11 protein-coding genes are annotated in these 13,913 nt (G+C 55.8%); all 11 read right to left on the reverse strand.

Features of this window, described 5'->3' with window-relative positions; all coding sequences use genetic code 11:
* Position 1: 1 nt before the first annotated feature.
* Complete coding sequence (gene murG / locus ACXM2N_RS07940; protein WP_458487576.1) at positions 2-1,057, reverse strand: undecaprenyldiphospho-muramoylpentapeptide beta-N-acetylglucosaminyltransferase; 1,056 nt, start codon at positions 1,055-1,057, stop codon at positions 2-4.
* Positions 1,058-2,680, reverse strand: a complete 1,623-nt coding sequence (locus ACXM2N_RS07945; protein ID WP_458487578.1) for an FtsW/RodA/SpoVE family cell cycle protein — start codon at positions 2,678-2,680, stop codon at positions 1,058-1,060.
* 82 nt (positions 2,681-2,762) lie between these two features.
* Positions 2,763-4,160, reverse strand: a complete 1,398-nt coding sequence (murD, locus tag ACXM2N_RS07950; protein WP_458487580.1) for a UDP-N-acetylmuramoyl-L-alanine--D-glutamate ligase — start codon at positions 4,158-4,160, stop codon at positions 2,763-2,765.
* 4 nt (positions 4,161-4,164) lie between these two features.
* Positions 4,165-5,265 (reverse strand): phospho-N-acetylmuramoyl-pentapeptide-transferase, encoded by a 1,101-nt coding sequence (gene mraY / locus ACXM2N_RS07955; protein WP_458487582.1) that lies wholly within the window; start codon positions 5,263-5,265, stop codon positions 4,165-4,167.
* A gap of 128 nt (positions 5,266-5,393) precedes the next feature.
* Positions 5,394-6,866 (reverse strand): UDP-N-acetylmuramoyl-tripeptide--D-alanyl-D-alanine ligase, encoded by a 1,473-nt coding sequence (locus tag ACXM2N_RS07960; protein ID WP_458487584.1) that lies wholly within the window; start codon positions 6,864-6,866, stop codon positions 5,394-5,396.
* Positions 6,867-8,399 carry a UDP-N-acetylmuramoyl-L-alanyl-D-glutamate--2,6-diaminopimelate ligase gene (locus tag ACXM2N_RS07965; protein ID WP_458491080.1) on the reverse strand — a complete coding sequence of 511 codons (1,533 nt, stop codon included), beginning with the start codon at positions 8,397-8,399 and terminating at the stop codon, positions 6,867-6,869.
* 54 nt (positions 8,400-8,453) lie between these two features.
* A complete protein-coding gene (locus tag ACXM2N_RS07970; RefSeq protein ID WP_458491082.1) occupies positions 8,454-10,256 on the reverse strand; it encodes a peptidoglycan D,D-transpeptidase FtsI family protein in 1,803 nt (600 codons plus the stop codon).
* A 221-nt stretch (positions 10,257-10,477) separates the two neighbouring features.
* Positions 10,478-11,206, reverse strand: a complete 729-nt coding sequence (locus ACXM2N_RS07975) for a hypothetical protein (RefSeq protein WP_458487586.1) — start codon at positions 11,204-11,206, stop codon at positions 10,478-10,480.
* Positions 11,207-11,257: 51 nt separating this feature from the next.
* Positions 11,258-12,280 (reverse strand): 16S rRNA (cytosine(1402)-N(4))-methyltransferase RsmH, encoded by a 1,023-nt coding sequence (gene rsmH / locus ACXM2N_RS07980; protein WP_458487588.1) that lies wholly within the window; start codon positions 12,278-12,280, stop codon positions 11,258-11,260.
* A gap of 175 nt (positions 12,281-12,455) precedes the next feature.
* Positions 12,456-12,887 (reverse strand): division/cell wall cluster transcriptional repressor MraZ, encoded by a 432-nt coding sequence (mraZ, locus tag ACXM2N_RS07985; RefSeq protein ID WP_458487590.1) that lies wholly within the window; start codon positions 12,885-12,887, stop codon positions 12,456-12,458.
* 461 nt (positions 12,888-13,348) lie between these two features.
* Positions 13,349-13,738, reverse strand: coding sequence for a DUF3040 domain-containing protein (locus ACXM2N_RS07990; RefSeq protein ID WP_458487592.1), 390 nt, complete (start codon positions 13,736-13,738; stop codon positions 13,349-13,351).
* Positions 13,739-13,913 lie beyond the last annotated feature (175 nt).

Below are 13,913 nucleotides of genomic sequence, written 5' to 3' on the forward strand. Positions count from 1 at the left end.
TCTACTTGCGGGCTGCTTCTTCAAGCTTATTTGCAATGACTACCGCGGCGTTACCCAAGCCGGATAGCTTCGTGGCATCTGCCATGGTTTGGTGTTTGTTCTCGAGAATGTCCGTGACCTTCTCTACCAGCAGCACAGGGTTCAAGTCGTGGTCATTCACAATCTCAGCGCCGCCGGCGTTCACGATAGATTTGGCGTTCAGGCCTTGCTCACCGTTGCCGTGTGGCAATGGAACGTAGATTGCAGGCACGTTCGCCGCAGTGGTTTCAGCTACCGTCATGGCGCCTGAGCGGCCCACATACAGGTCCGCTACCGCATATGCGGCACCCATATCTTCGATATAAGGCACGGGGTGATAAAACGCCTTGGCGTGCGGTGCTTGATTCTTCTTTCCATATGCATGGATGATCTGATATCCCGCATCCGTCAGCTGATCCACTGCTCCGGCTACTGCCTTGTTCACGCTCTGCGCACCTTGGGAACCGCCGGTGATCAGGATGGTTTTGCGGCTGTCGTCGAGATTCCATAGGTCCTTAGCGCGAGCTGCAAGTTGTTCTTGGTTGCCGTACAGCGTCTTACGCAGCGGGATACCCACAATCTCACCTTTGAGCCCAGAATCCGCAACGGAGTTCAACCCAATGCCACCAAGAGCGACACCCAATTTATTGGCCATACCTGCGCGGGCATTTGCCTCGTGAACAAAGAATGGTATACCCAGAGCCCGGGCCGCGAGGTAGGCAGGTGCGGACACGTATCCACCGAAGCCAATGAGCACGTCAGTGTTGTGCTCGGCGAGGATCTCCTTGGTCTCCTTTATGGTGGATGCCAGTTTGGCTGGAAGCTTTAAAAGCTCCACGCTTGGTTTGCGCGGTACTGGCACTGGCTTGATCAGCTTGAGCTCAAATCCGCGCGCAGGAACAATGTCTGTTTCCAAACCTCTAGCTGTGCCCAACGCAATAACATTATGGCTGCGGTCGCGGAGTTCTTCAGCGACCGCCATTGCCGGTTCAATGTGGCCTGCAGTGCCACCTCCGGCTACTACTACGTTAAGAGTCATCTAGCGTCGTCTCCTATCATCACGTGAATTCGTTCCGTGTCCAGTTCCTTGTTGCCGACCACGGTAGTCCGCCCGCTGCGGGCGATGAGCGTGGCTGTGCTGAGTGCGTGATTGGGTCTTGGTGTCACGGCCGTGAGATACCACGCGGATGGAACCGGTGGACTGTGGTCGTGGCGCGGGCCGCGATTGCACCGTCTCAGCGCGATCGTATCCCGCTGGGCGTGTCCCGCGAACCCCGCGTGATTCACGGACGCCTGGGTGCTGCGGGCGGGGGTCGACGTCGTCAAGTGTAGGCTCTGCGAGGAACAACATGTGGTCCACACTTGGTCGACCGTAACTGGCCATGTAAGAAATGGCCTGTGGTTCATGGCGCGCACAGTTAGCGAGCAATCCCATCGCACCTAAGGTGATGATCGCTGAGGTACCGCCGGAGGATAGTAGCGGTAACTGAATACCGGTAACTGGGAACAGTCCTACCACGTAACCCATGTTGATGAATGCTTGGAGAACGATGGCGGTAGTCAGGGTCGCTGCCATAAGCGTAGTGAATTGGTTAGCGCCGTAGCGTGCAGTGCGCAGGCCAAAGAAGCCCAGCAAGCAAAACATGATGACTACTAGTGATGCGCCTACCACCCCAAGCTCCTCGCCCACAATGGCGAAGATGAAGTCATTCTTTGCCTCCGGCAGGTAGAACCACTTGGCGCGGGACTGGCCAAGGCCCATACCGAACAGCTCGCCGTCCGCCAGCGACAGGAATCCTTGGTAGCTCTGGAACGCGGTGCCCTTCGTGTCCTCGAAGTGCCCAAAGAGAGCATCAAAGTACACAGTGAAGCGCGCGGAGCGGAAGCCGCCTGCCAGCATCAGGGTCAACAAACCAGCTGCACCAACGGCCGCAGTGTAAAGCATCACCTTGATGGGCATGCCTGCGAAGATACCCAGGACGAAGGCAACCAGGAAGAATGAAATACCCATACCCATGTCGCGTTCGAAGAAGATGAGCAGGGTCATGACCATGGCCACCACGCCGTACGTGATGAACTTTTTGCGACGTTCAGCGGCGTCCTTGGTGCGTTCAGACAAATAAGCTGCACCCCATACAGCGATCGCGATACGCGCAATCTCACTGGGCTGCAGGCGGATCGGGCCGAGGACGATCCACGACTGCGATCCGGTTTCTGCTAAGCCAGTACCGATACCAGGAATGAGGACGGCTACCAGCAATAAGATGGATACTCCCAGCAACATGCCGGAGTAGCGGCGCACGGTAACGAGCTTGGTTTTCATAGCTACCCACATCACTATCAGACCAAGACCCACCATCATTGCTTGCCTCGATGCCTGCGCCCACGCGGAGCTGGTTTCCACGATGGACATGCTCATGGACGAGGACATAGCCATGACTACTCCGAGGACGGTAAGCATGGCTACCAGCATCAGGATCATGATGTAGTTTGCGAGGGGCGCTACATGCATCCGTGCGAATTTTTCCCCAACATTATGCAAGAAGGTGCGCTTGCGCTGCGGAATGCGTGACTGCACAGCGTCTTGCTTGATTGTGGGAGCATCATCAACACTGCGCCGACGACTGCGTGGCGTATTCGGCAGCTGCGGTGGGTTCGTCATAGCCGTATCCCCTTACAAAAAGGTGTGTAGTGGTGCTTTTCGCCCAGTGTGCCAAGCGAGAAGAAGTTGTGAAAAGAAGTATTTAGTTAACGCGTTGTTGGACGGCTTCAGCAAACATCATGCCTCGCTGCCCCATGCCGGTGTACATATCTAAGCTGGCTGCAGCAGGCGCTAGAATGACGGCGTCATTGCCACTGGCCTGCGCCACGGCAAAATCCACTACCTCTTCCATGGCCTGCTTCGGATCGGTGGAGTCCGTGGCAAACACCACTGCTTCCGGCGCCCAGCGTGCCACGGAATCAGCAATAATGTCGCGATCAACACCCAAAAGCGCAACAGCCTTGAGGCGGTGAGCGTGGGTCCGGATAAGATCATCAACCTCAGCGCCCTTGAGTTGGCCACCGGCTACCCAGATGACACTGTCATGCCCAGCCAAAGCGGTGTCTGCCGCGTGAGGGTTCGTGGCCTTGGAATTATCGATAGCTACATTGCCGTCCCAGGCTGCTACCACCTGACCGCGGTGACCAGCCACCTCAAAACCTCGGAGGGCGCTCGCAATGGCTTCGCTTCCGACGCCCGCAGCGCGCGCTGCGGCCGATGCTGCCAAGGCATCGTAGATGCCGGCGGGGCCTGGGGGCTGAATGCCCTCGGCCGGAGCCACCGCAACCGGTGCGGCGGTAGTGGCCGCGTCGATAAGCTCACCGTCTTTGACTCCAAACTGGCCCTCTTTTGGCTGGTTCAACGTGAAGCCAATGGGTGCTACACCAAGGCGCTCGATTTGGGCGCGCACGTGCTCGTCATCAATCCCCGCCACTGCCTTTGGTGCCTTGAGCACCTTAGCCTTGGCTTCTGCGTACGCGCCGAAGCTACCGTGCCAGTCAATGTGGTCATCCGCTAAGTTCAACAGCACGCCCACATCAGGTGTGAGCTCGCTAGACCAGTGCAACTGAAAGCTGGACAGCTCCGCTACCAGTGTGTCGACGCGGTCTTGGGAAACAAGCGCATCTGCAACGGAAATGCCAATGTTACCCACGGCCTCTGCCTTATGACCGCCGTGTGTCATCATGGACGCTAGCATGGCAGTGGTAGTGGTCTTACCGTTTGTTCCCGTAACCACCATCCAGAACCGCTTAGGCCCAAAAACCTCTGCAGCATCTAGGCGGTAGCATAATTCCACGTCGCCAATAACCGGCACACCCGCGCTACCCGCGGCAATGAACAGCTCGCTGTCCGGGCGCCAACCCGGCGAGGTAACGATGATCGAGTACTCTCCCACTACCTCTAAGGCATCACCAACCAGGATGGTACCCACACCCGTTGCCTCCGCAGCGCGTGACAGGGCGGTATCGGAGGAGTCAGCGATAGTGACGTCAACGCCCAAGTCCGACAGTAAGCGGGCCACACCCACTCCGGAGATACCGGCTCCAGTGACAAGGACCTTCCCACCGAGCTCTGTGAAAGCGTCAACCAAGTTAGTCATGAACCTACACTCCTACGAAAGACAGCCATTCACCATAGAAGGCTGAGATGCCGATTAGCGCAGCAAGAGCCGCCACCAACCAAAAACGGATAACAACTGTGGTCTCCGCCCAGCCACCATTTTCGAAGTGGTGGTGAATAGGCGCCATGCGGAGGATGCGGATCTTCTTAGTGCGGTAGCCAATCACCTGGACCACAACAGAGGCCGCCTCGATCACGAACAGCGCTCCGATGATCACCATCAGAAGTTCGGTGCGGGACGCGACGGACAGGCCTGCCACTAGGCCGCCCAATGCGAGGGAGCCGGTGTCACCCATAAAGATTTTTGCAGGGGCCGCGTTCCACCACAGGAAGCCGAGGCATGCACCCAAACCGGCGGCAGAAAGGACCGCCAAATCCAGTGGGTCTCGCACGTCGTAGCAACCAGGTGCGGCGCCAGCGGTGCAGGCGTTGCGGAACTGCCAGAAAGTAATCAAGGCGTATGCGCCCATGACGAGCGAGGTTGCACCAGCAGCGAGCCCGTCGAGGCCGTCGGTGAGGTTCACCGCGTTAGACCACGCGGAAATCAGAATGTACATGAAGAGCAGGAACAAGATAAGCCCCACTACTCCGCCACCTAGCGCAAGGTCTACCGTATCAATGTCACGGATAAATGACAGGTGGGTGGAGCCTGGTGTCAGCCCGTTCTCATCTGGGAACTGTAGGATCAGGTATCCGAACAGCATTGCAGCGGCAAACTGACCAATCAGTTTTGCCTTCTTGTTCAGGCCTAGGTTGCGACCTTTGTACAGCTTGATGAAGTCATCCGCAAAACCCAAACCGCCCAGAGCTAGGGTAAGGCCGAGAACGAGCACGCCGGAGGCCGTGAAACCACCGTTACCCGTGACCTCGCCCACGATACCTACGACCACATAGGCAACGGTGATACCCGCAAGGATGGCGATACCACCCATGGTTGGCGTACCGCGTTTGCGGAGGTGTGACTTTGGGCCGTCCTCACGAATCTCCTGACCAATTCCCTCCGCGGAGAAGCGGCGAATCAGGACGGGGGTGGTGAAAATGGACACGAGTAAACCAATGACTCCGGCCATGATGATTTGGGTCATTAGTTCCTCACCTGCTGTTCTAGTAGTTCAAGTTGGTTCACTGTTGTTTGTATTCTTTTGTGCATCAGCTATGCAATCGACTGCATACTCGGAAAACTAAGTACGGAAAGTAAGAATTCTAGCCGTTTTTACGTGAGAAGTTTTTCCGCCACTTCCCAGAGCCTGAAAGAGTTAGATGCTTTCACAAGCACTACATCTGCCTCTTTCAACTCACCTGCCACAATACTAGCGGCTGCATCGTTGTCTTTTGCGAGGGAGGTCTCGGTGCCGAGCTTCGTCGCGGCAGATGCAAGGGCCTTGGAGTACTCGTTATCCCCCACAGCGACAAGCCTATCCACGCCGAGTTCAGCAATGACTTGGGCTAGCTTCTCATGCTGTGCCACACCGTCATCACCCAGCTCTCCCATCGGCCCCAGCACCGCGAAGCTGCGCGCACCGTCACGTCCCGTGGCTGTAGCAACCAGTGCGTTCAATCCCGCACGCATGGATTCTGGGTTGGCGTTGTAGGCATCATTGATGATCGTCGCTCCATCGGCGCGCGACTGCACATCCATCCGGTGCGCAGAGACGTTAGTGTGTCCCTGCACCGCAGCGACGATGAGGTCCAGATCCAGTCCTGCTCCCACACCTGCGGCAATCGCGGCTAGGGCGTTGTCCACCTGGTGAAGACCATAAATACCCAGGGTGACTTGCCGTGGATCTTGCCCCTCAACGTGCAAGGTGAAATGTGGCCGGGCCTGCGCGTCCAAGCTGATGTTAGTTGCGCGCACCTGCGCGCGCTCATCGCCCACTGCAGAAAAGTACAGAATCTTGGCCGAGGTGCGTGGGGCCATGCCAGCCACGACGTCGTCGTCGAGATTCAAAACGGCCACGCCACCATTGTCAGCCGAAGGCAGTGCCTCAACCAACTCACCCTTGGCCTGCGCAATGACTTCACGCGAGCCGAACTCCCCGATGTGTGCCGATCCCACGTTCAGCACCACGCCAATTCGAGGGGGCGCGATCCGCGCCAAGTGTGCCACGTGGCCTAGCCCGCGAGCCGACATTTCAGCAATCAAGAACTGGGTGGTTTCATCGCACTTCAGTGCCGTGTACGGGTGACCGATCTCGTTGTTGAAGGACCCAGGCGGAGCAATAGTCTCACCCGCCGCAGAGAAGATTGACGCCATAATGTCCTTGGTGGAGGTCTTTCCCGCCGAACCAGTCACGCCCACAACGAGCATGTCGTGTTCGGCCACCAGCGTATCCACCACGTGACGAGCCAGCTTACCCATGGCCGCGAGGACCGCTTCTACGGCACCATCGGTGTCGTGCTCAAGAGCGTAACTTTTTGCCGCGGCGGCATTCTTTTCAACTGGAGGAACAATCACGCTAGGGGCATCCACGTCACGGAAGGCAAGCACTCCAGCAGCGCCATTTTCAATAGTCTGCGCAGCAAACGTATGCCCGTCCACCTTCGCCCCCGCTAGGGCAATGAACAACCCTCCCTGCTCGATCCTGCGGGAGTCAAATTCAACACCACCAGTAACCTCAATGTCCGGATCACCGTGGACCTTTCCGCCGGTGATCTGCGCAATCTGGGAAAGAGATAGCGTGATCATTTATTTCTCCCTCGCAATCTTGCCAATGGCAGCTCGCACTTCCTCACGATCATCAAAGTGGTGATTCACATCGCCAATTAACTGGCCCACTTCGTGGCCCTTGCCAGCAACGACCACACCATCTCCTGCTTGCGCCCAGCGCATCGCGGCTTCGATTGCTTCTCGACGATCCCCAACCTCGAGGATCTCCACCTCGTGCTCAACCTTCTTCTGCGCCTCCAACGCGCCGGCCATGACCTGACTGCGGATGGTTGCCGGATCCTCCGTGCGTGGGTTGTCATCAGTGATGACAACAAAATCCGCGCCCTTGACAGCTTCCGCGCCCATTATTGGGCGCTTAGAATTGTCTCGGTCACCACCGGCACCAACGACCACACCCACTCGGCCAGATACCTGGCCGCGCAGGGTATTCAGAACGGCCGCCACGGCGGCCGGTTTGTGGGCGTAGTCCACCACCGCCAGGAAATCCTGGCCGGCGTCGATACGCTCCATGCGTCCAGGAACGCCCACGGACTCCATGCCTTTAATAAATGCAGCAACATCACTGCCCGTCACGTGAGCCAACGCAGCAGCTAAGGTGGCATTAGCTACATTGAATGCGCCTGGGAGCGGAAGGTTAACCGTGGCAGATGTGCCGTCGATGGTGAGTGTGAAGGTTTGTGCTCCAGTATCAAACGCCACAACCTCGGACGCCATGACGTCAGCCTGTTTTTCGGTGGCCACCGTGGTAAGAACCCCATCACCACCTGTACGCTCAGCCATTTTCTCGCCCCAAGAGTCGTCGATACAGACGACAGACTGCTGAGCATGAATTGGGCTTCGAGGGTCAAAGAACAGAGCCTTAGCCTCGAAGTACTCATCCATCGTGTCATGGAAATCTAAGTGGTCTTGGCTCAAGTTGGTAAAGCCCGCAGCAGCGAAGTGCGTACCGGTAACACGGCCCAGCATCAGCGCATGGGAGGACACTTCCATAACCACGTGTGTGACGCCCTCTTCCACCATGCGGGCGAACAGAGCCTGAAGTTTTGGTGCCTCAGGGGTAGTAAGTTTAGTTGGTACCGGCTTCGCATTGATGCGGGTTCCGGTAGTGCCGATGAGTCCAACCTTCTTGCCCTCTGCAAGCAATCCTGCTTCCACCAGGTAGCTGGTTGTAGTCTTGCCACTCGTACCGGTAATGCCAATGATCGTCAGCTTCTTGGATGGGTGATCAAAAATCTCCGCAGCTACTTTTCCTAATACCGCGCGGATATCTTCCACCACCAGAATTGGTCGCTTCTCTCCGGCAGCATCGAGGATCTCTTTGCCCGCGTGGTCAGTCAAAATAGCAGTAGCGCTGGTACCAGCCGCAAACATTGCGCCATGCTGGCGAGTGCCTGGCAATGCCGCGAACATAGCGCCTTGGGTTACCTCATTGGAATCCAAGGTGATATCAGTTACCTCAAGATCAGTTCCTTGCTCACCGGCAATGAGCTCACCACCGGAAATCTCTGCAAGCTTGGAAAGAGTTACTGCCACGTTGACTACTCCTTGGATTGTGTTGAAACTTCTGTCTATTCAGTTATCACAGGCGGGGAATATCCCATGCAGCTATTCGGTAGCTTCCAAAATCAACTTGCCTTCCTTCGGAGGAGACAGTGGAACATTGTCACGGTTGAGGAGCCAACTAGCAATATCTGCAAACAACGGCGCGGCGGACTGACCACCTTCACCGTGAACGCCACGCTGTGGCTGGTCCAGCTGGATGGCGATCACGTAACGCGGATCATCCGCGGGAGCAATACCCGCGAACGTAATCCAGTAAGCCGAATTAGAGTAGGCGCCGGTATTTGGATCCACCTGCTGCGCAGTGCCGGTCTTACCCGAAATCTGGTAGCCCTCCACCGCGCCATTCGCACCAGTTCCCTGCTGCACGCCCGTTGGATCCGACTGCACAACAGACTGGAACATGTCTACAACAGTGCGGGCGGTTTCTGGTGAAACCACCTCGACCTGCTTTGGATCAGGCTGATCGATGACGTTGCCATCCTGATCCTTGACTTCCTTGATCAGGCGTGGCTCAATACGGACGCCGTCATTGGCCAATGCCTGATAGACGCTGGCCATTTGCAGCACCGTCCAACTCATGCCTTGGCCGATAGGCAAGTTTGCCCACGTTCCACCAGACCACTGCTGTCGCGCTGGCAAAAGACCAGCAGACTCTCCGGGAAGCTCCACACCAGTTGCTTGCCCCACACCAAACTTGTTGAGCAGATCAGCGTAGCGATCTTCACCCAAGCGCTGGGCAAGCATCAACGTACCCACGTTAGAGGACTTACCAAAAACACCGGTGGTGGTATACGGAACAACACCATGATCCCAAGCATCCTTCACCGAAACGCCAGCCATATCGATGGAACCTGGAACCTGGAGCACCTCATCAGGAGTGGACTTACCGTCCTCGATCACACCAGCAGCGGTAATAATCTTGGCCACAGAACCAGGTTCAAATGGAGAAGAAATTGCCGTGTTGGTGAAATCCTTGCCGCGCTCAACCTGCTGCTCAATATTGCCCATTGGGTTAATGGAGCCAGAGTTCGCCATCGCTAAAATTTGGCCGGTGGCGGAGTCAAGCACCACTGCCTCACCGCTCTTAGCCTTCGAGTTAGCCACCGCCTGCTCAATCTGCTGCTGCACGTAGGTCTGCAAATCCAGATCAAGGGTAAGAGTTACGTCCTTACCGTCCTGCGCTGGCACTTGATCACGCAAGGAGCCAGGAATCTCTTGGCCGTCTGCAGATACCTCGTACCTAGCTCGGCCGTCTGTACCCGCAAGCAAACGCTCATTGGCCACCTCAAAGCCAAACTGCCCCATGCCGTCCTGATTGATCTTGCCAATCACAGGGCTAGCCACCGCACCGTTCGGGTACTGGCGGACCTTCTGTAGCTCAGGCGTAATACCCCAGAACTTCTCACCAATTTGCTGCGCCAGATCCGGATCAACGTTTCGCACCAAAACGGTGTACGTAGTATCAGAATTGAGCTTGTCTACGAGCTCTTGAGGGCGAATTTCCTGCTCAGAGTTAGAGGACTCGCTGATGATACGAGTGATCTCATTGGCATAGTACTCAAGGCGCTCTGGTACACGATCCTGTGCGGCCTGCTTGATCTCCTGGTACGACATCGTCTCATCCGCACCCTCGTTGATCATCTCCTGCTCAATGACCCACGGCAACTCCGCACGCAACACCACAGGAGAAGCAGTCAACGAGCGCGCCTCAAATGTGTACGCCAGCTTCTTGCCCGTCCGATCTAGGATCTCACCGCGACGAGCAGGATCTGTGTAAGTAGCAGACCGCTGCTCAGAAGCGGCGAGCTTGAGCTCATCACCCCAAAGTGCTTGAACGAACACCATGCGGCCAATAATTGCGACCGCAAGGCAGATAGCAATAATGCTCGCGACCTTGATGCGATTGAAACTCGTGGCCCTATTTGAGGCGGGGTTTGTTGGCTTATTTACTCTGCGGGCTAGGCCGAGTTCACTTTCGCGTTCACGGCGCCTGCTCGTTTCACGCGCCGAAACCCGGGACGCATGATCACGCCCCGGGAATTCACGACCATTTCGCGGTCCGGTCACTACTCGTTTCCACCCTCATTTGACTGTGCAGTTGCAGCGTACGGTGCACCTACATAACCCGGAGCTGGGTTGTGGTTACCGGTACCTGGCACAGCGTGTAGGTCGTCCACTACTTCATCAGTCTTTTTTGGATCAGACGAAGCAACATTGGAACGGACACGCTGACCATTCACATCAACTATAGGACGGGTAACGTCACCGGCCGGTCGCTGCTCTACTGTGTCGCCCTTGGAATTTGTTACCAAGATGCCAGGCTGCTCCGGGACAACCATCTTCATTTCAGACGCACGACGAGCAATCTCTGAAGAAGATGAAACGCTTTCTAGGTCCCGATTCAGTGTTTCAACCTGGTTCAACAAAGTGGTTTCTTGGGCCTTTAGATCCTTCATCTCGAAGGTTTGCTGGGCAGTGACACCCGACAGAAACATCGATACGAAAATGCCCACCACCAATGTCAGGGTCGTAAGCACTACGAAGCGCAGCGTGCGCGGATCAATCTTCTTGATGTTGGTGCGCAAACGACGACCGCGGTGAGACAGACGATTACCCGAAGCAGACGTGGTAGTGACGCTCACACCGGAGCGTGGCAGTACGCGCTCAGTACGGCGAGGAAGAACAGGTTGCGAAGTACGAGATGCACGCGCAGCACGCTCTGGGCGCTGCGCGGAGTAGTCACGTGAGGAGTACGAACGCTGCTTCTGCCTATCCAGGCGATCCGTCATTGTCATGATAGGTAGCTTCCTCGGTAGTAATTGAATGTCTGTGCAGTTCGTATGTACTTATAGAGCTTCAATGGCGCGAACCCTGACCGATGCGGCCCTAGGATTCTCAGCGATCTCGTCTTGATTAGCCTTCTCCGCACCCCTAGTAATGAGTTTGAACTTAGGGGCAGTACCCGGCAGATCGATCGGGAGGCCAGGCGGAGTCTTTGATGTGGTCAGGTCCTTAAAGAACGCCTTCACGATCTTGTCCTCCAGTGACTGATAAGACATGAACACCGCCCTACCACCAGGAGCCAGCTGCTGCGTAATCACTGGGAGCACCTGCTCGATCGACTCGAGCTCCTTATTGACCTCAACGCGCAGCGCTTGGAACGTACGCTTAGCAGGATGTCCACCCGTGCGGCGCGTAGCCGCCGGAATGGTGCTGTAGAGCAAGTCCACCAAACGCGCAGACGTCTCGAACGGAGCCTTTTCCCGCTCGCGTACGATCGCTGAAGCAATCTTGCCGGCAAAGCGCTCATCGCCGTAAGTTTTCAAGATTCGAGCAATCTCACCATGGGAGTAGGTGTTCAGCACGTCCGCAGCAGTGAGACCGGAGGAAGGATCCATCCGCATATCCAGTGGCGAATCCACCGAGTAAGCGAAACCACGCTCGACCTGATCCAACTGCATAGAGGACACGCCCAGATCAAACAGCGCCCCTGCGATTCCGTTAGCTAACGCGCACTCGGCGATGGCGTCACCCTCAGCTGCCAACTCCTCCACCAACGGGGCGTAGTGATCAAACCGGGTGTGGATACCGAGGAAGCGATCACCAAAACGAGCGAGGCGCTCGCGGGCTTCTCCCAATGATTTAGTGTCTCGATCAAGACCAATAACCTTGGCCTGGGGAAAGCTCTCCAGGAAGAACTCCGAGTGGCCACCGGCACCCAACGTGCCATCAATAATCACTGCATCCTCCCCCATTCGCTCCACGCAGGGCGCAATGAGGGCGGCCATCCGAGCACGCATCACGGGAACATGACCGTGGTTTTCCTCGAGGTCATAGCTCACAGAATCGACCGACTCAGAAGAAGTCATTAAGAGTCCATCCTTTCCATCAAAAGAGGTAGAGCCACAAACGTGAGGTGCAGATACAACGAAGGTGTGCACAGAGCCCCGTTGGAGAAAGGGATCTGATATCGGGGAAGTACACCAGATCCCTAAACTCTCCGAACGGAGTTCCTACGCACACCTTTAAGCACGCGTGCTGCCACTACAGCAGCTGATCAAGCATGGCACCATCCGCAGACGAGAAGGAAGCTTCCGTCTCCGCCTGGTAAGCCTTCCAGGACTCCGCGTCCCAGATTTCCAGAAAATCAACCGAGCCAATCACGACACACTCTTTTGTCAACCCAGCGTATTCGCGGTGCGCTGGAGACAATTTGATGCGTCCCTGACCGTCTGGTCGCTGCTCATCCGCACTAGCTGCCAAGTTACGAATAAACGCACGCGCCTCAGGATTCGTCCTCGAAACAGCCGCCGCTTTCCGTGCCCTAGCCGCGAATTCCTCGCGTGGATACACAGCCAACGAATGGTCCTGCCCCTTGGTAACCATGAGTCCACCCGCCAAGTCTTCGCGGAACTTGGCAGGAAGCGTCAATCGTCCCTTGTCATCAAGTTTTGGAGTGTAGGTGCCAAGAAACATCTCGCCCCTACCTCCAATCCCTGTGCATGAAAAGCGATCTTCCAAAAAGGTCGTGCATCAAGGATTGAAATACTCATGCTTATCCCAATCACCTGTTGCCTGCTGACCACTTTACCCCACTTTCCCCCACTTTAAACACCCAGAGCCAAAAAACACTGAATTTTTTACCCCTTTTCACCCTCTGAACAGGGAATATACTAGGTGGGGAAATTTCCTACAATTAACAAGAAAACAAACCACAGCAGCAACAAAAGACCCACTAAGTAACTAAAAACACGGTCAACACTCTCATAAGCAAGGTTCACAATAAAGGCTATTAACCAGCAATAACACCAAAATTCTCACCATCAACCAATCAGGACCAAGAGAAAAGGTGGGGAGAAGTGGGGAGAGTGGTGAAAAGTGGGGCAAACAACAAAAGGCCGGTATCGCTTTCGCGATACCGGCCTAAAACCTAGGTTCTACTGCTCAAAACGCTTGCGGAAATTATCTTCCATACGGTTAGCAATCCCATTGCCATTCTTAGCCTTGGCCTTTCCACTACCTAGGGATGCGCTTTCCCGCCTTACCCCATCCGAAGGCATACTACGCAACATCCAAATAGCCCCAGCCAGCATGACCAAAAAACCAGCAATGGATAGGACAACAAACCAAAGGGACACCTGACTGAGTGCCACACCACTAACGAGCATCACCAAACCGATGACAATGACAGCAATTCCGCGAAGCGTCAAAGCCCCGCCACCACCAAATCCATCACCAGAAACGGCCGCACCAAACTTGGGATCATCGTTCATGAGCGAACGCTCGATCTCGCGCAGTGCCCGCTGCTCCTGCTCTGAAAGCGCCACGGTGGCCTCCCCTTTGCTACATCGTTTGAAGCGTAAGTTTTGGACTAAGTAAGTGCACCAGGACAAAAACTGACTACCACTTTGTTACTTAGTGTGGAGAGAAAGGTCTTCCCTCTCTACCTAACAACTCCAACGATAGTAGCAAAGTTCCCATTCCATCTGAATAGGGTAATTT

It is taken from the genome of Corynebacterium sp. ZY180755 (assembly GCF_054331495.1).

Excerpts from the sequence above, each read along its gene's own strand:
- ACXM2N_RS07960 (WP_458487584.1), bottom strand. The coding sequence starts at position 6,866 with ATGATCACGCTATCTCTTTCCCAGATTGCGCAGATCACCGGCGGAAAG.
- ACXM2N_RS07975 (WP_458487586.1), bottom strand. The coding sequence starts at position 11,206 with ATGACAATGACGGATCGCCTGGATAGGCAGAAGCAGCGTTCGTACTCC.
- ACXM2N_RS07970 (WP_458491082.1), bottom strand. The coding sequence starts at position 10,256 with ATGGTGTTCGTTCAAGCACTTTGGGGTGATGAGCTCAAGCTCGCCGCT.
- murG (WP_458487576.1), bottom strand. The coding sequence starts at position 1,057 with ATGACTCTTAACGTAGTAGTAGCCGGAGGTGGCACTGCAGGCCACATT.
- murD (WP_458487580.1), bottom strand. The coding sequence starts at position 4,160 with ATGACTAACTTGGTTGACGCTTTCACAGAGCTCGGTGGGAAGGTCCTT.
- rsmH (WP_458487588.1), bottom strand. The coding sequence starts at position 12,280 with ATGACTTCTTCTGAGTCGGTCGATTCTGTGAGCTATGACCTCGAGGAA.
- mraY (WP_458487582.1), bottom strand. The coding sequence starts at position 5,265 with ATGACCCAAATCATCATGGCCGGAGTCATTGGTTTACTCGTGTCCATT.
- ACXM2N_RS07945 (WP_458487578.1), bottom strand. The coding sequence starts at position 2,680 with ATGACGAACCCACCGCAGCTGCCGAATACGCCACGCAGTCGTCGGCGC.
- mraZ (WP_458487590.1), bottom strand. The coding sequence starts at position 12,887 with ATGTTTCTTGGCACCTACACTCCAAAACTTGATGACAAGGGACGATTG.